16 protein-coding genes are annotated in these 17,377 nt (G+C 62.1%); 11 read left to right on the forward strand and 5 right to left on the reverse strand.

Translation table 11 applies throughout. The features are described from left to right. Nucleotides 1-719: 719 nt before the first annotated feature. Nucleotides 720-2,366, reverse strand: coding sequence for a hypothetical protein (locus tag IPJ76_06540; GenBank protein ID QQR87878.1), 1,647 nt, complete (start codon nt 2,364-2,366; stop codon nt 720-722). Nucleotides 2,367-2,610: 244 nt separating this feature from the next. On the opposite strand from IPJ76_06540, the gene IPJ76_06545 reads away from it, so the two are divergent. The 5 genes from IPJ76_06545 to IPJ76_06565 are packed head-to-tail and all read left to right on the forward strand — an operon-like array spanning nt 2,611 to nt 6,850. Then, nucleotides 2,611-4,545, forward strand: coding sequence for a T9SS type A sorting domain-containing protein (locus tag IPJ76_06545; protein QQR87879.1), 1,935 nt, complete (start codon nt 2,611-2,613; stop codon nt 4,543-4,545). Nucleotides 4,546-4,552: 7 nt separating this feature from the next. Next, nucleotides 4,553-5,350: an MOSC domain-containing protein gene (locus IPJ76_06550; GenBank protein ID QQR87880.1), complete on the forward strand. Its 798-nt coding sequence runs from the start codon at nt 4,553-4,555 to the stop codon at nt 5,348-5,350. Further along, entirely contained in the window at nt 5,347-6,132 is a 786-nt protein-coding gene (locus tag IPJ76_06555; GenBank protein QQR87881.1) for a queuosine precursor transporter, read from the forward strand. Before IPJ76_06550 ends, IPJ76_06555 begins: the two co-directional genes overlap by 4 nt. A 2-nt stretch (nt 6,133-6,134) precedes the next feature. Continuing rightward, nucleotides 6,135-6,659 (forward strand): GNAT family N-acetyltransferase, encoded by a 525-nt coding sequence (locus IPJ76_06560; protein QQR87882.1) that lies wholly within the window; start codon nt 6,135-6,137, stop codon nt 6,657-6,659. Beyond that, entirely contained in the window at nt 6,659-6,850 is a 192-nt protein-coding gene (locus IPJ76_06565; protein QQR87883.1) for a hypothetical protein, read from the forward strand. Before IPJ76_06560 ends, IPJ76_06565 begins: the two co-directional genes overlap by 1 nt. Here the strand turns inward: IPJ76_06565 and IPJ76_06570 are convergent, their stop codons facing one another. Beyond that, on the reverse strand, nt 6,851-7,981 hold the full coding sequence (locus IPJ76_06570; protein QQR87884.1) for a hypothetical protein: 1,131 nt from the start codon (nt 7,979-7,981) through the stop codon (nt 6,851-6,853). 148 nt (nt 7,982-8,129) lie between these two features. On the opposite strand from IPJ76_06570, the gene IPJ76_06575 reads away from it, so the two are divergent. The 6 genes from IPJ76_06575 to IPJ76_06600 all read left to right on the forward strand — a co-directional run bounded on the left by IPJ76_06575 (nt 8,130) and on the right by IPJ76_06600 (nt 15,079). Continuing rightward, entirely contained in the window at nt 8,130-9,839 is a 1,710-nt protein-coding gene (locus IPJ76_06575; GenBank protein ID QQR87885.1) for an NAD(P)H-dependent oxidoreductase subunit E, read from the forward strand. Between the two features lie 300 nt (nt 9,840-10,139). Continuing rightward, nucleotides 10,140-13,604, forward strand: coding sequence for a DUF4175 domain-containing protein (locus tag IPJ76_06580; protein ID QQR87886.1), 3,465 nt, complete (start codon nt 10,140-10,142; stop codon nt 13,602-13,604). 21 nt (nt 13,605-13,625) lie between these two features. Beyond that, nucleotides 13,626-14,048 (forward strand): ATP-binding protein, encoded by a 423-nt coding sequence (locus tag IPJ76_06585; GenBank protein ID QQR88411.1) that lies wholly within the window; start codon nt 13,626-13,628, stop codon nt 14,046-14,048. Between the two features lie 10 nt (nt 14,049-14,058). Next, nucleotides 14,059-14,496, forward strand: coding sequence for an rRNA maturation RNase YbeY (gene ybeY, locus IPJ76_06590; GenBank protein QQR87887.1), 438 nt, complete (start codon nt 14,059-14,061; stop codon nt 14,494-14,496). 53 nt (nt 14,497-14,549) lie between these two features. Continuing rightward, entirely contained in the window at nt 14,550-14,780 is a 231-nt protein-coding gene (locus tag IPJ76_06595; GenBank protein QQR87888.1) for a hypothetical protein, read from the forward strand. After that, nucleotides 14,777-15,079 (forward strand): type II toxin-antitoxin system RelE/ParE family toxin, encoded by a 303-nt coding sequence (locus tag IPJ76_06600; GenBank protein QQR87889.1) that lies wholly within the window; start codon nt 14,777-14,779, stop codon nt 15,077-15,079. Before IPJ76_06595 ends, IPJ76_06600 begins: the two co-directional genes overlap by 4 nt. A 75-nt stretch (nt 15,080-15,154) precedes the next feature. Here the strand turns inward: IPJ76_06600 and IPJ76_06605 are convergent, their stop codons facing one another. The 3 genes from IPJ76_06605 to IPJ76_06615 all read right to left on the reverse strand — a co-directional run bounded on the left by IPJ76_06605 (nt 15,155) and on the right by IPJ76_06615 (nt 17,125). Further along, entirely contained in the window at nt 15,155-15,511 is a 357-nt protein-coding gene (locus IPJ76_06605; GenBank protein QQR87890.1) for a hypothetical protein, read from the reverse strand. 70 nt (nt 15,512-15,581) lie between these two features. Next, the gene (locus IPJ76_06610) at nt 15,582-16,205 is read right to left on the reverse strand and encodes a hypothetical protein (protein QQR87891.1); all 624 of its coding nucleotides are present in this window, start codon (nt 16,203-16,205) and stop codon (nt 15,582-15,584) included. Nucleotides 16,206-16,828: 623 nt separating this feature from the next. Beyond that, on the reverse strand, nt 16,829-17,125 hold the full coding sequence (locus IPJ76_06615; GenBank protein QQR87892.1) for a helix-turn-helix transcriptional regulator: 297 nt from the start codon (nt 17,123-17,125) through the stop codon (nt 16,829-16,831). Nucleotides 17,126-17,377 lie beyond the last annotated feature (252 nt).

The raw sequence follows: 17,377 nt of genomic DNA on the forward strand, positions 1-17,377 counted from the left end.
CATATCCAACAGCATAGTATCCCATGGTAACGCCGTTCACTTTCCAAGGTGTCACAGAGTACCACCACTCTTCGCTGCTCTCTTCGAGGCTTTGCTCTTCGCCGTTCGGACTTCCCACCGCGACGAACTGGTTCTGCAGGTCATCCCACTGGTAGTTGATACCGAAGGTCGGCTGGTCATCTTCATAGGTAATGCTTCGCCAGTCCAATGTTGGTGCAGGTATCTGCTGCCCGCACACCGCTGGGCTCTCTCCGAAACCTAGGGCAACCCCTCCCCACATCAACACTCTGCACATAAGTCTGCCCGCGCGCCATGCCGCGAGCCTGTTCCTCCCCCTCTCCCGGTGTGCACCGGGCCTGTTCATCGTCTCCATGTTCGTAAGGGTTTAGGTGAGTTCGGACCTCGAACCGGGAAGTCCTTGCCGGTTGAACACGAACCTATCCGCCAGCTCGCCGCATGGTGCACGGGCCCATGCCAACATGTGGTGCGTGTGTACAGGTCAGGCGTTCGGAGGTGGGTACGCCGCGTGCGGCGGCTTATTGCACTGGTGGATAACTTGAGCACAAGAAGCATAACGCTGCACAGAAGCCATGAACAATGGCGATGTTCTGCACCTGATCGCAGTTAAAAACGTCACACAACAAAGCGACCTGCTGGGATGGATCCGCAACGATGGACGCACGGAGCGCAACAAAAACCGGCGCTGGACCGGGTCTTCGCTAACGCTTCCCGCCCGGCACGCCGCCGCCCATGGGTTTGCCCTTTTCCGGTTCGCGCTTCTTCAGTTGGCCGTACTCGTACTCCACCGTTTTGGTGGGGCGGCCATTGGTGTCGTAGGTCGTCATGGTGCCGTGCAGGCGGCCTTCCTTGTACTGCATGGTCTGCACCACGCGGCCGCGTTGGTCGTACACAGTGCAGGTGCCATCGGGATCGCCCATCACCATGCTCTGCTCGCGCATTTTCACGCCGGCATCGTCGTAGTAGATCCACGCGCCGTTGGGCACGCCTTCCAGGTACGTGCCTTCCGCCGTGATGGTGCCATGCTGGTTGTAGCTCACCCAACGGCCGCCCTTCTTGCCTTTGGCGTAGAAGCCCTCTTCCTTCAGCTTGCCGTTCTCCCACCAGAACTTCCACGCGCCGTCCTTCAGATCGTCCTTCCACCAGCCTTCGTATTCCTGCTGGCCTTGCGGGTTCCAGCCGCTCCACAGGCCGTGGATCTTCCCTTGCAGGAAGCTGCCGATGTCTTTCTGCTGGCCGCTTTCGAACCAGCTCCTCCATTCGCCCTCGGCCACGCCGTTCACGTAGGGGCCTTCCTGCAACTTCTGCCCGTTCTCGAACCACGTGGTCCACACCCCGGACTTCAGCCCGTTGGTGAAACCGCCCTTCTTCCAGAACTGCCCGCCCTCGTAGAAGTACACCCAATCGCCGTGCTCCTTGCCATCGGCGTAGGTGCCGGTGCTGCTGAGTTGTGGTATCGGTCCTTTTTCCTTGCCGGGGTACCAGTAGCGCCATGCGCCGTGCTGTTGGTCCGCTCGGAAACCGCCCTCCATGTCCTTGTGGCCAAGGGTGGTGTACCACGTCCACAGGCTGTCCTTCGCGCCGACCTTGTAGAACCCTGTGACGTTGGGTTTGCCGCTGCTGAAGTTGAGCAGGTAGGGACCGGTGAGCGCGCCCTTGTCGTAGGTCTCGCGCTTTTGCAGCGTGCCGTCAGCGAACCAGTATTCCCAAGTGCCGTGACGCGCACCACCGAGGTAGGCACCCTTTTGCTGTGGCTTGCCGGTGGGGTAGAACAGCGTGCTGGGACCGCTCTTCACACCGAGCTTGTAGTGCGTTTCCTCTTGCACGCTTCCGCTCGGGAAGTAGGCGTACACCACACCATCACCGTTGGCCAGCGTCTGCTTCCCCGTGTTGTCCCATGCATCAATGACGATGACCAGCGAATCCTCCCAGCGTTCCTTCAGCAGCGGTTTGCCATCGCTCTGGAAATACTGCCACGTGCTGTCCTTCACGCCGTGCTTGTACCAGCCCGTTTCCATCCACTGGCCGTTGGCGTAGTAGCTCGTCATGATGCTGTCCTGCTTGCCTTTGCGGAACCAGCCATCGTGCTGCACCTGGCCGTTGAGGTAGAACTTGCGTGTGCGGCCGTGGAGGATCCCTGCGGCTTGGTTGCTGATCTCCGTCAGCTTGCCATCGCGGTCCCAGTAGCTCCACTCGCCCCACTCCAGTCCGTTCACATAGATGCCTTCGCTGCGCTTCACGGTCTGCAGACTGTCCCAATAGTCCACATAGGGTTGGGCGCACAATGGCACTGTTACACTGAACACGATCACCAAGGCGGCAACGATGCGGCGGAGCGATGACAACATGATCCAAAAGTACCGGCGCACTTGACCGCCGTTGGAATACCAACGTGGAAGCATGAACGGTGGTGCGTGGATGGCGGGCGTAGGAGTGACTCAAGTGCCAAAGCCCAAGGTTCAAGTGTCAAGGTTCAATAACCAGAGACCGGGGCGTAACCCCTTGGATCTTGGCACTTGGCACTTGAACCTTGACACTTAAAGCGCCGCAGGGCCATTCATCCACCACAGTACTTTGGCGCACCTTCAAGTGATGCGAACGCCACGACAGGTCAAGGTTGTACTGGGGGTGCTCGGTGTGGTGGGCCTCTTCGCCGCTTGGACCACCGCCACCGAGCCGCGCCAGGGACCGCACAGCGGCTTGGAGCTGTGGATGCTGAAGAACCTGGGCGATTCGCTGACGGTGCAGGTGGGCCCGTGGTTCATCACGGCCGGCAAGTGCGCAGGTTGCCATGGCCACGATCCCGATGGCATCGCCATGGTGGACGACAGCGGCAACGATGTGAACGTGACCGGCGACTGGCGCAGCACCATGATGGCCAACAGCGCGCGCGATCCGTTCTTCCGCGCCAAGCTGGAACACGAGGTATTGGTGAACCCCGGCCATCAGGGCGCCATTGAAGGCAAGTGCCTCAGTTGCCACGCGCCCCTGGCCAAGCACGAGAGCGATCTGATGGGTTGGCCTGCGTTCACGGCGGCGATGCTGGACACCAGCGTCATTGGGCAAGAAGGCGTGAGCTGCCTGGCCTGCCACGGGTTGAACCCCGACAGCGCGGGCACCCTCTTCAGCGGCGAACTGCGGTTCGACAGTGCGCAGGTTTACGGCCCGTATGCCGATGACGTGATCAATCAGAACATCATGGAGTTCTTCGTGCGCTTCACACCGCAGCTCGGGGAACACATCCTGGACGGCCGTGTGTGCGCCGGGTGCCACACGCTCATCACCGAGACCATCGACCTCAACGGCAACCTCACCGGCGATGAGTTCGTGGAGCAGGCCACCTGGCACGAGTGGAAAAACAGTGTGTATGACGGCACCCAGACCTGCCGCGATTGTCACATGCCGCGCATTACCGACAGCATCCAACTGGCCGCGGAGTACATCTTCCTGCCGGGACATTCGCCGTACGGCCTGCACCATCTCGCGGGCGGGAACGTGTTCATGCTGCAACTGATGAAGCAGTATCAGGATGAACTCGGCATACCGGCCACCGATGCGCAGTTCGACAGCACCATAGCACGCACCCTGGCCAACCTCCAGCAGCGCAGCGTGGAATTGGATGCGACCATCACCGCGCGTGATGCCGACACGGCGTTCATTGATGTACGCCTGCTGAACCTCACCGGCCACAAGTTCCCCAGCGGCTACCCCAGCCGCCGTGCCTTCGTGGAGCTCACGGTGCTGAAAGCCAACGGCGACACGCTATTCAGCAGCGGTGCCTTTGATGCAACCATGGAAGTGGAAGGCCACGACGCCACCTACGAACCGCACTTCAATGTGATCAGCAACGGGCAGCAAGCCCAGATCTACGAGATGGTGATGGGCGATGTGAACGGCGACGTGACCACCGTGCTGGAGCGTGCGAAGACGGCGCTGAAAGACAACCGCGTTACACCGCAGGGCTTCAGCACAGCCCACTCCACCTACGATACGGTCGCCATTGCCGGTGTGCCCGCCAGCGATACCGACTTCAACCTGGACGAACTCGGCAACGAAGGCACCGGCGCCGACATCGTGCACTATCACGTGCCCATGGGCACGTACACCGGTGCGCTGAGCGTGCATGCCCGTGTGTGGTACCAACCCGTGCCGCCGCGCTGGAACGCGGAGATGTTCAGCAATGCCGGTGCCCGCATCGACACGTTCCGCACGATGTATGAGAGCATGGACGGCACACCCACGTTGGTGGCGCATGACAGTACGGGCATCGGGCCGTTGGGCGTTGATGACTTGCTGGATGACGCGGTGCGCGTTGGACCCAATCCCACGAGCGACGGCAACGTCACGATCACCGGCGCAGGCATCACTGCCGTGCAGGTGTTCACTGCGACCGGTCAGGTCGTAGGGCGGGGCTACCAACGCCAGCGTACAGCTTGGACCGTGACGCTACCGATCGCGCCCGGCACTTACTACTTGCGTGTGCACCGCAACGGCCGCGATGAACTGCACCGTGTGGTGCGGATGTAATGCCGTCATGCTGAGCGTCGCTTCGTTGCACATCCACCCGGTGAAGTCGCTCGGTGGTTTCGCTGTGCAAGGGGCAAAACTCACCGACCGTGGCTTCGAGCACGACCGGCGTTGGATGCTGGTGGATGCCGACGCCCGTTTCATCACGCAGCGCGAATGCAGTGCGCTCACATGCATGCACTGTGCGCCGCTTACCGATGGCTTTCGCGTCACGGATGTGCGCGATGGCTCCGTGACCGAGGTTCCTTGGTCGCTCGCTTCGGGAGCCGCCTCCCGCGCATCAGTATTCAGCGATACCGTGGATGTGCTGCATGCACCGGTGGAAGTCTCCGCGTGGTTCGCTGATCAGCTGGGCATCGTCTGCTCGCTCGCTTACATGCCCGATGCTTCGGTGCGCCCTACCGATCCCGCTTATGTGAATGCGCGTACCTCGTTGAGCGACGGCTATCCGTACTTGATCGTGTCGCAAGCTTCCGTCGATGATCTGAACGCACGGTTGAACCCCTCCGAGCGCATCGCGATGGACCGCTTCCGCCCGAACATCGTCGTGGCCGGTGGCGAGGCCTATCAAGAGGATGGCTGGCGTGCAGTGATGATCGGCGGAACGCGTTTCTCCCTGGTGAAACCCTGCGGCCGTTGCATCATCACCACCACGGACCAGACGACCGGTGAACGCGGCAAGGAGCCCTTGCGCACGCTCGCCTCCTACCGCTCCGTTGGCAACAAGGTGCTGTTCGGGATGAACGCGGTGGCGCCGGACCAGGGGATCGTGCGCGTGGGCGATCTTGTGCACCCACAGGCATGATCCACTCCATCCTCGGCGACAAAGCCACGCGGCTCTTCCTCTTCCTGGCCGGCTTCTTCGTGGCCAACGCGCTGCTGGCGGAGATGATCGGCGTGAAGCTGTTCCAGTTGGAGACGGCTCTCGGGCTGTCCATCGCCGACTTCAGCCTGCTGGGCCAGGAACACTTGAGCTTCGTGCTCAGCGTGGGCGTGCTGCCGTGGCCCATCGTGTTCATCATGACCGATGTGGTTAACGACTACTACGGCGTGCGCGGCGTGCGCTTCCTCACCGTTCTCACCGCGGTGCTCATCGCCTTCGCGTTCGTGGTGATGTATTTCGCCATCGGCATGCCGCCTGCGGGTTTCTGGGTGGGCATGAACAGTGCGCAAGGCGTGCCCGACATGCAGGCGGCGTTCGCGGGCATCTTCGGCCAGGGCATGAACATCATCATCGGCTCGCTCACCGCGTTCGTGGTGGGCCAACTGGTCGACGCCTTCATCTTCCGCCGCATCAAGCGCATCACCGGCGACAAGCGCATCTGGCTGCGGGCAACGGGCAGCACCGTCATCAGCCAATTGGTGGACAGCGTGGTGGTCACCTATGTCGCCTTCTGGGTGATGCGCGACGACTTCACCTTCGCGCGCTGCACGGCCATGGTGCTCACGGCCTACACGTACAAGTTGATCGTGGCGGTGCTCGCCACACCGCTCGTGTATGCCGTGCATGCAGGCGTGGAGCGGTACCTTGGCCCGCAGAAGGCCGCCGAACTGCGCTCAGCAGCGTTGGCCGACCGCAACAGCTGAACATGGTCGAGTCGGTCATCATCGAACCGGTGCACAAGCGCGATGACGAGGGCTTCCACAACCTCGTGCGCACCGAGCACGCTCGCCTGTCCACCTACTTCCCGCGCACTTGCGAGCGTTGCGTGGACGTGCGCAGTACGCGCAAATACCTCAAGGAGATCATGGAGTTCGCCGGGCGCCGCGAGTACTTCTGCTTCGTGCTGCGCGAGTTCGAAGGTGGCGACCCCATCGGCGCGGTGTTCCTGAAGCAGTTCGACTGGACGGTGCCCAAGTGCGAGACGGCCTACTTCATCGCGCAACCTTACGAGAAGCACGGTCTCGGCAGCATGGGCCTCATCTGGGCCACCGACTTCGCCTTCAGCCAGTTGGGGGTCAACAAGATCTTCGCGCGTATCGTGCCGGACAACATCGCAAGCATCCGCGTAGCCGAAAAGTGCGGCTTCGAGCGCGAGGGCACACTGCGCCACGACTTCCGGAGCGGCGAAGGCAAGTTGCTGGACGTGCACTACTACGGCCTAACCCGCTGATGGCACCGCGCCGCAAACGCTCCACGGTGAAGGTCGCGGCGCAGGACCTTAGCCGTATTGAGCGCGCTGCCAAACGCAAGGAGCAGAAGGATCAGGGCGTGTTCGACGGGCGCTACCGGCCCCGCGTGGTGAAGAACAAGAAGGGGTACACACGCAAGCGGAAGCACCGCACTGCCGGTAGCGAAGAGTGATCAGCGCACCAACGGCACGGGCCGTGCGGTCCATCGCCCGCCTTCCGAAACACCCACGAACAACGGCCCGTTTGCACCGGTAGTGATCTGCATGCGATCGCCCGCAGCAGTTGCGATATGAAGATCACGGCCCAGCAGGTCGAAGAGGCGCACAACACTTCCGGGCACAAGGCCCATGATCGACACACCTGCCGCATCAGCGTTCATATGCCACGTCTGGTGGTCCTGCGGCGGTTCCACTCGGGTTGACAAGCAGGCTGTCGAGGACGTGAACCGCGCACTGGCGGAAAGCGAATCGGTGAAGGCCTGCTCAGCAGCAAGGTCCCCGAAAAGGTTCTGCTGCAACCAGAGCGTGGCCATATCGGTCACGACGTCCTGCTGCTGCGCGCGCGAGATGGTCAGGTTCGGCCCGCAGGTGAACTCGCCGAAGGTGCAGTTGAAATTGTTGTCGCCGAAATAGCAATGTCCGCCGCCGGTAATGTTGATGAACGCACGGCAAGGCACGGTCACCGCATCGTAGATCGGTTGCGCGTGGTCGGCAATGGGCGTCACGCAATCCTCGCTGGCGGCGAACACGAGCGTGGGCACCTGCACACCCGCCGCCGCTGCAACGGCACTGGGGTTCGTTTCGGCCGGCGCCATGGTGATCAGCGCCTGCACATCGGTATTGCCCGAAGCACCCAGGAACGCCGCGCCACCCCCCATGCTGTGCCCCATAAGGGCGGTGAGCGGTTGCACGTGCCCGTAGAACTGCGATTGCGTGTCGTTGCCTGCGGCGCGCAACGCCTCGCTCAAGAAGGCGAGATCGGCCCCGAAGTCGGCGTGGTCGGGCGCGAAGCCGCCTTCGGTGGTCGGTAGCACGACGATGAACCCGAGCGGAGTGAAATGCTGCACCAGATAGTCGTACGCGTTCACCGTCATCACGAACCCGTGACCGACCACCAGCACCGGAAAGGAACCAGCCTCGAACGGCGCGTTGGTGCCGGTGGAAGTCGCCGGATAGTGCACTTCACAATCCACATTGCGCGAGCGCTGCGCATCGAAGAACGACGTAGTGGCCGTGCCGATCTGGTAAGGCTGGGACACAGCACGAACGCTGAGCGCCATGAAGAACAGGAGGAAGGAACGCATGTCCAAAGATGAGATGCAATAGGCTGCCCCTTACTTTGGGTCCGTTCGGGCGCACAGCCCGTCTTTCTGCATGTCCAAGAACATCTCTTCTCTTTCCGGCCCTGCCTGCGGCAGGCAGGCGCGATCGGTCGCAATTCCTCTATAGAGCATGTCGAAGAACATATCCTCACTGAGCGGCAAGGACGGCAAGGAACTGACCGACCCGCTCTGGGAACGCCTGCAGCAGGCCGCTGCTGCGGACGGTGCACCGAGCACCGAACAACTCGAAGGCATCGCCGATGACTTCCTCGTGGGCGAGGCCATCACCTACGGCACCAGCTCGTTCTACGACTTCCTGAAGGCTGAGAACAAGGGCAAGAAGGCGTACGTGTGCAACGGCAGCGCTTGCCTCGTTGCAGGCACGCAGGACAAGGTGCACCACGCGCTGGCGAAGCATTTCAAGGCGGAGGAGATCGGGCACATGTGCTGCTTGGGCCGCTGCCATGAGAACAGCGCGTTCAATGTTGGCGGGCTCAATTATTCGGGCAAGGCGATCGATGCACTTGATCGTATCCTCTCCCTTCCCCCTCGGGGAAGGGCCGGGGATGGGGTCAATACATACCCCGGCATGGACGCCCACCACGTGGGCACCAGCATGGCGCAGCCGATCCTCACTGCGCCGATGCCATCGCTGCCGGAGTTCTACGCCTTGTGGGAACAGGTACTGAAGGGCAGTTCCGATGATGTCCTCAACGAGATCAAAACCGCCACTATCCGTGGGCGCGGCGGCGCTGGCTTCCCGATGGGCTTCAAGCTGCAGGCGTGCAAGGACGCGCAGGACACGTCGGGCAATGGCACACCGCGCAAGTACATCGTATGCAACGCCGACGAAGGCGATCCCGGCGCGTTCAGCGATCGTTACCTGTTGGAGCAACGGCCGCACCTGGTGCTGCTGGGCATGATGCTCGCGGGCTATTGCGTCGGCGCGGACACGGGAGTGCTCTACATCCGTGCTGAATATCCGGAAGCCGTGGAGATCGTGAAGCAGGCCGTGAGCGATCTGGAGGCCAACGGATGGATCGGCAGCAACATCAACGGCAGCGGCGTCAACTGGCGCTTCAAGGTCATCAAGGCAGCCGGTGCCTATGTATGCGGTGAAGAGACCGCATTGCTCAACAGCATCGAAGGCAAGCGCGGCGAAGTGCGCACACGCCCTCCCTACCCGGCGCAACAGGGTTTGTTCAATCGTCCCACGGTGGTGAACAATGTGGAAACACTGGCATGCGTGCCATGGGTGGTGAAGCACGGTGGCGCCGCTTTCACCAAGCTGGGCAGCGAAAAGAGCAACGGCAGCAAGCTCGTCTGCCTCGATAGCGGCTTCAACCGGCCCGGGCTCTACGAAGTGGAGTGCGGCACACCGCTCGCGCGCGTCATCGATGAACTGGGCCAGGGCTTCGCGCGTCCCACCAAGGCGCTGCACATCGGCGGTCCGCTGGGCGGCATCGTGCCGTTGCAGAAGATCAACGATCTCAGCATCGACTTCGAGAGCTTCCAGAAGAACGGCTTCCTGCTGGGCCACGCCAGCGTGCTGAGCATACCGGCCTCGTTCCCGATGGTGGAATACCTGGAGCACCTCTTCGCGTTCACCGCCATGGAGAGCTGCGGCAAGTGCTTCCCGTGCCGCATCGGCAGCACGCGCGGCAAGGAACTCATCCAAGGTGCGCGCCTGCACGGTAGGAAGATCGACCGCACGCTCTTCAACGACCTGGTGGAAACCATGGAGATCGGCAGCCTGTGCGCGCTGGGCGGTGGACTTCCGCTCGGCGTGAAGAACGCGTTGCAGTATTTCCCGGAGGAGCTGGAGGGGTACTTCGGGTGAGGTGGACAGAACGACTGGCTCGCCAAGCAGATCAAGTTTCACGCAGAGGCGCAGAGAGCGCAGAGGAGAAATGCACCCTGACCGCCGCCGAAGACGACCTCTGCGTTCTCTGCGTGAGAACAAGTCCTCCAGTGTGATCGCCCGGGTTCGGCTCACTCTCCGCGACCTGTCTCCACGTGTGGCCCCGTTCAACCGCCCGCACCATTAACAGTCTTTCGCTGACGAACGCCCAGGACCGGTCCTCGGCCCCCGCACCGCTCCAGTACTTTTCGGCATTCATCGGCCGTTCGGCCAACTGACATGACCTCCTCCGACTACGGGCTGCTCATCAGCAAGCTCGACGCCTTCACCCGCAAGTACTACAAGGATCAGCTGATCCGCGGGGCGCTGTACAGCATCGGGCTGGTGGTGGCGTTCTTCCTGTTGGCAGCCTTGCTGGAGCATGTGGGCCACTTCGGCAGCGGAGCGCGCACGGGTTTGTTCTGGGGCTACATCGTGCTGGCGCTTGCTGTTGTGGGCCGCTTCATCGTGGTGCCGTTGGTGAAGCTGTTCCGCCTCGGTCCCGTGATCTCGCACAACGAAGCCGCCACCATCGTGGGCCGCCACTTCAGCGAGGTGAAGGACAAGCTGCTGAACACGCTGCAACTGAAGGAGCAGGCCGATAACGACCCCGGCCGTCGCGCGTGGATCGAAGCCAGCATTGCGCAGAAAAGCCGCGAGCTCTCGCCCGTACCGTTCACCGCCGCCATCGACCTCGGCCGCAACAAACGCTACCTCCGCTACGCCCTGCCGCCGCTGGCCGTGCTGGCCATCCTCCTCTTCGGCGCGCCCAGTTTCACCGACAGCACCAAGCGCTTGATGCAACCCGGCAAGGAATTCCTGCCGGAACGACCGTTCGACTTCGTGCTGAAGACGACCGATCTCACCGTGCCCGAAACGGAAGATTTCGAACTGGAACTGGTGCTCACGGGCGAAGTGATCCCGCAGCGCGTCGACGTGGAAGTGGACGGCAACGTGATCCCCATGGTGCGGGGTGAAGGCAACCCTTCGGCAGGCTCAGGGCAGGCCAACTTCACGCACCGCTTCCGCAACGTGCTGCAACCCATCGACTTCAACTTCATCGCCAACGGGTTCAGCTCGGAGGACTTCACGCTGAACACCATTGCGAACCCGCTGCTGCTCGACTTCGGCCTCTCGCTCGACTACCCCGACTACCTGGGCATGAAGGACGAGACCGTGATGAACACCGGCGACGTCACCGTGCCCGCCGGAACACGCATCACCTGGAACGTGAACACGCGCAGCGCCCAGAAACTGGAGATCGCCTTCGACGACACCACTTTCATCCTCGACCCGGTCGGGTCCCACTCCCTCTCCTCTGGAGAGGGTCGGGGTGAGGCCTTCAGTGCCGGTCGCCGCTTCCTGCAGAGCCGCAGCTACACCATGGCGCCAAAGGCCTCCGCGCCCACCAGCAAGGAACCGCTGCAGTACCGCGTGGACGTGGTGCCGGACCTCTACCCGCTCATCGCCGTGGAGGAACAGGTGGACAGCACCGCACCCAAGCGCCTTTACTTCCGCGGCGACATCGGCGACGACCATGGCTTCAAACGCCTGCTCTTCCACCACCGCTTCCTGGAAGGCGGCGACAGCGTGGTCATGGAGGACCGCGAGCGCGTGGCTGAACTCAACATCGACCCGCGCAACCTGCGGCAGGAGTTCTTCCACGTGTGGGACATGTACCCGCTGAACATCGGTGCCGGCGACCGCATCGAGTACTACTTCGAAGTGTGGGACAACGACGGTGTTACAGGCAGCAAGAGCGCCCGCAGCCAGACGCGCGTGTGGGAAGCACCTACGCTGAAGGAACTCTCCGAAACACAGAGCGAGCAGGCCGACGCCATCAAGCAGAGCCTGCAGAGCAACATCCGCGAAGCGCAGGACATCCAACGCGACCTGGACAAGCTGCGTCGCGAGATGCTGGAGAAGAAAGAGCTCGACTGGCAGGACAAGCAGAAGCTGGAGAACGTGATGGACCGCCAGAAGCAGCTGCAGCAGAACATCGAGCGCACCACCGAGCAGCTGCGCCAGAGCCAGCAGCAGCGCCGCGAGTTCAGTCCCATGGACGAGCGCATGCTGGAAAAGCAGCAACAGATCCAGGAGCTCTTCGAGAACGTGCTGAGCGAAGAGATGAAGGAGCTCTACAAGCAGGTGCAGGAGCTGATGGAGAAGCTCAACAAGGAAGAGCTGCAGGAGCAGGTGCAGGAGATGAAGATGAGCCAGGAGGACATTGAGAAAGAGCTGGACCGCTCGCTGGAGCTCTTCAAGCAGATGGAAGTGGAACAGAAGGCCGAGGACATTGCCGAGCAACTGGAGAAGCTGGCCGAGGAGCAGAAGAAACTTAGCGAGGAGAGCAAGGAGAACGAAAGCGGAAAGGACGCCGCCAAGCAGGAGGAGATGAAGGCCAAGCAGGATTCGCTCAACAAGGCCTTCGAGGACGTGAAGAAGCAGATGGACGAGCTGGAGAAGAAGAACCAGGAGCTGGAGAAGCCGATGGAGCTGCCGGACACTCAACAGGGCGAAGAGCAGATAGACAAGGAGCAGCAGGAGAGCAAGGAGAACCTGGACAAGAAGGAGAACCAGAAGGCCAGCGAGAACCAGAAGAACGCCGCGGAACAGATGGAACAGATGGCCTTCCAGATGAAGAGCGCAGCCGGCGGTCAGGAACAGGAACAGGCCGAGGAGGACATGGACGCGCTACGGCAGCTCCTGGAGAACATCGTGGAGCTGAGCCACGACCAGGAGAACGTGATGAACGATCTCAACGCAACAAAGAGCCGCGACCCGCACCTGGTGGACATCGGTCGCGAGCAGAAGAAGCTGCGTGATGATGCCAAGATCGTTGAGGACTCCCTCTTCGCGCTGAGCAAACGCGTGGCACAGATCGAAGCCATCGTGAACCGCGAGATGAACGCGGTGAACGAGAACATGGACCTGGCCACCGACCTCATCGGCAACAGCCGTGCGAACGACCGCGACAAACCCATGGCCGCCGAGAAGCAGCAGCGCGCCATGACCTCGCTGAACAACCTGGCGCTGCTCCTGGACGAAGCGCTGCAACAGATGATGCAGCAGCAGAACGCCATGAAGATGCCCGGCAGTGGCCAATGCAACAAGCCGGGCGGCCAGGGACAGGGCAAAGGCAAGAAGCCCAGCGCGAGCAAGATGAAGGCCCAGCAGGAGGCCCTCAACAAGCAGTTGGAGGAGATGCGCAAGGGCCAGCAGAAAGGCAAGAAGCCCGGCGAGAAGAACGAAGGCGGCAGCAAAGGCCAGCCCGGCATGAGCCAGCAGCTGGCCAACATGGCGGCGCAGCAGGCTGCTATCCGCAAGGAGATGCAGCGCCTGGCCCAGGAGCTGAACAAGGACGGCAGTGGCGCCGGCAACGCCCTGAACAAGCTGGCCGAGGAGATGGAGCAGACCGAGAAGGACATCGTGAACAAACGCATCGACCAGGAGACCATGGAGCGCCAGAAGGACATCATGACCCGCCTGCTGGAGCACGAGAAGGCCGAGCGCGAACGCGAGCAGGACGAGAAGCGCCAGAGCTCCGAAGGCCGCGACCTGTCGCCCGCCGACCCCCAGCGCTACTTCGACTACCAGCGCCGCAAGGAGCGCGAGGCCGAATTGTTGCGAACAATGCCCCCGGGATTGAAGCCGTACTACCGCCAGAAGGTCAATGCCTATTTCGGTAGCTTCGCCCGACCCTAGGGACCGGACATGACACACCTGATGGAGGACGTCGAGTACACCGAACGCATCGATTTCCCGAGCAAGGCCGAGAACATCGCACTGGTGGAGAAGCTCATCGACGACGTGTGCGCCAAGCACAACGTGCACGAGAGCCACTACGGCAACATCCTCATCGCCCTCACCGAGGCGGTGAACAACGCCATCCACCACGGCAACAGCTTGGACCCGTCCAAGACCGTTACTGTGGGCTGCCGCGGCGGCCATGGCAAGGTCACCTTCTATGTGAAGGACCAGGGCCCCGGCTTCGACCACGACACCCTGCCCGACCCCACAGAGCCCCAGAACATCGAGAAGCCCCACGGCCGTGGCGTGTTCCTGATGCGGGCCCTGGCCGATATGGTGGCCTTCGACGACAATGGCGCGACAGTGGCCATGACCTTCAGCACGCAGCCGCAGCAGTAGTAGGCGCGGTATGATCGCTTTCCAGTTCGATGGTGTGCCGGATGCCTTCCGGCACCGCACCGCGTTGCGCCGCTGGCTCACCACCGTGGCCCAGCGCGAGGGCCGCACCATTGCGCAGCTCACCTACGTGCTCCTCACGGACAAAGCCCTGCTCACGTACAACCGCCAGTACCTGCAGCACGACGAGTACACGGACATCATCACGTTCGATACACGCTTTGTCATGGTGAGCCAGTCGAACCAAGACAAAGCGATCCACGGCGACATCCTCATCAGCTACGACCGGGTGAAGGAGAACGCCGCCACCTACGGCGTGAGCGCCCAACACGAGCTGCACCGCGTGATGGTGCACGGCCTGCTGCACCTCTGCGGCCATGGCGATAAGACCGACAAGCAGCGCGCGGCCATGCGTGGGTTGGAGGACAAGTACCTGAGGCTGTTGAGGTGAAGTGACCGTGGGGCGATCTGTGTCCTGGCCGACTACCTTTGGGCACCGCGGTCATGAAACTCAACGAATTGAAACTGGCGCTGGTGCAGCAGATCCTCAACTCGGAGGACGCGGATGAGCTGCGCACCGTGGACGAAGTGCTGAACCATGGCACCGTGTTCAAACTGTCCGCCAAGGAAAAGGCCGAACTGGACAAGGACTTCGCTGCCTATCGGTCGGGCAAGGGGCGCAATTCCAGTTGGGCCGAAGTGAAGGCATACGCGCGGCAGCGGGCCCGGTCATGAGCTTGCGCCCGGTTTTCCGGCCAGCGGCACGCGAGGATGTCGCTGAGGGATATGCATGGTACGAAGCACGGCGCGAGGGACTGGGCGATGCGTTCCTCCTGGAAGTGCAGCGCTGTCTCGCGGTGGTATTGCGCACCCCCTCAGCCTTCAGGAAGGTGCACAAGGAATTCAGGCAAGCATTGATGGACCGGTTCCCCTATGTGATCGTTTACCGCGTTGCCGATGAACATGTCGTCGTCATGCGCGTGTTCCACTGCAGCCAGCATCCCGCGAAGAAGTTCAGGAAGAAGCGCAAATAGTCCGGGCTGGCCTTGAACAGAACGAAGAGCCCCGCAATGCATCGCGGGGCTCTTCGCTTGCAGCAGGCTGCCGTGCTAGTCCACTGCCAACCACGCCAACCGGTCCATGAACTCGATTCCGCTCACCTCCATGCGGTGCGGGTCATTGATGCGGGTGCAGAAGTCGATGAGCAGCTCGCCATGCACGGGGCATTGCAACCAGTAACCACCGGCATGGCGCCAACGCGGTGCATGCAGGGCCTCGGCTTCATGGTCGTGGAAGTGCGTGTACGCAGCGCTCTCCTGCCAGTGGCGCGTGCAACGCGCGAGCAGGGCAATGCGCTCGGGGCGGTCGGCCCATTGCTCGCGCGCGGCGTGCAGCAACGAGGCGGGGTTGAACACTTCGCCGGTACGCGGCGCAGTGAAAGTCGGACGGTGGGGTTGGTGTTGCATGATGGTCGGTCCTCAACGCCCCGACCCCGGCATCCCTTGCGGGACCCGGGGCCGAAGCTGTAGTGGTGGCTCAGGCTGCGCGGCCCATGGCGGGGTCGCACTGGGCGCCTTCGCCCGCCGTGCCGATGGCGCTCACACAGAACCAGTAGGCCTTGAAACTCTCCAGATCGGTGACCAGGTGGCTGGCCTGCGTACGGTAAGCAATGGCTTCCCACTTGGCGTTGGGCAACGCAGGGTCCTCGCTCGTCATCCACACTTGGTTGCCGTGCGCACCGTGCACCCTGCGCCAGCGAAGTTCCACCTCGCCACGCAGGTTGGTGAAGCGTGCGCTGAGCTCCTTGGTGGTGCCGGGTACACCCACGGGCTCGGGTGTTTTGGCCAGCGGGTAGCCGCTGCTGTCCAGCATGGTGGCGTTGCCGAGGCAGATGCTGCGCACGTAATCGGCCTGTTTGCGCAACAATGTCCCGAGCGCGTTCTTGGCATCGTTGCGCAAGAGTTTGCTCTGCCGGCTGCCGAAGGTGGCCTCTTCGATCGCTGCTTCCAGCGCATCGGCTGCCGCCGTCATGTCCGCCATCGTCACCGCCGGTGTGGTGAAGTTGGCATTGCCCGACATTTTACCGACCACGTTGCGAGCGAGGGCGAGCACGGCTTCGGGACGTTGCCGTAGTGCGGAAAGCTTGATGTTCGCTTTCATGATGTGTTGGTCGCCAGTGGATCCGGCCTGAGACCGCTGCCGTTTGTTGGTTGATCCGGGGGTTGCAACGCCGGGGTACAACACAGGTTCAGGAAATGCGCCAAAACACAACAAAGGGCACGCGGCATTGTTGTGCCACAATGCAGGCCCCTCAAGCCTTGCAGCGCAACAGTTGCGCTAATGCAAATGAGTTGCACTAATGCAACTACGGTCGGCAGGCACGCCAAGCCCCACCGCGCAAGGCCCTTGAGCAGGGCTGCTCGGCACATCAACACGGGCTGCTCAGCGCGGCAAGCAGGGTTGCTCGGCACACCAACACGGGCTGCTCAGCAAGGCAAGCAGGTTTGTTCGGCACACCAATGCGGGCTGCTCAGCAAGGCAAGCAGGGTTGCCCGGCACACCGCCACGGGCTGCTTGGCAGGGCAAGCAGGGCTGCTCGGCACACCAACACGGGCTGCTCAGCAAGGCAAGCAGGGTTGCTCGGCACACCAACACGGCCTGCTCCGCAAGGCGAGCAGGTTTGCCCGGCACAACAACATGGCCTGCTCAGCAAGGCGAGCAGGGTTGCTCGGCACACCAACATGGGCTGCTCGACAAGTCATGCAGGGCTGCACGGGGCCCTGTTATGTGCTCTGTGCCTGGCCCCTATTGCTCCCGAAAGCCTTGCGCACCAGCATCAGCAGATGCTCTTCGGCCAAGGGAATATCAGGGTCGAGCACTGCAACGTTCAAGCCGAACCACTTGGCCACCGCCAGCGCCACCTGGAAGGGGAGCTGCGCATCGCCATGCTCGTAGCGGCTCATCTCGTACGGCTCCAAGCCCAGTGCCAGACCGACTTCCTTTTGCGACAGGCAAGCCGCCTTGCGCAGTGCCAATAGGCGCTTGCCTAATCGTTCCGCATAAGTGGCGCGCTTGGCCATCGGGGCAAAAGAACCGCCCACAGTGCATTGGAAAAATACCCAGTTCCGGGTATTTTGAGGAGTGGTAGAGGGCTGCCGGGGTCTGCTTTGCTTTTCAACAAAAGCACGGTTCGTGGTTCAGCCGCATCGGGTGCGCGCCTACATTCACATCACGTTCGTTGGCCTGAGGAGTTGGATCGGAGTTGTTCCACCTAACCCATCCTGTCATCCGTTCTGCTGTTCTTTCCTGCTGTGCCTTCGCTGCCGTGGCCG

The organism is Flavobacteriales bacterium (genome assembly GCA_016699575.1).
Lineage (GTDB): Bacteria > Bacteroidota > Bacteroidia > Flavobacteriales_F > PHOS-HE28 > PHOS-HE28.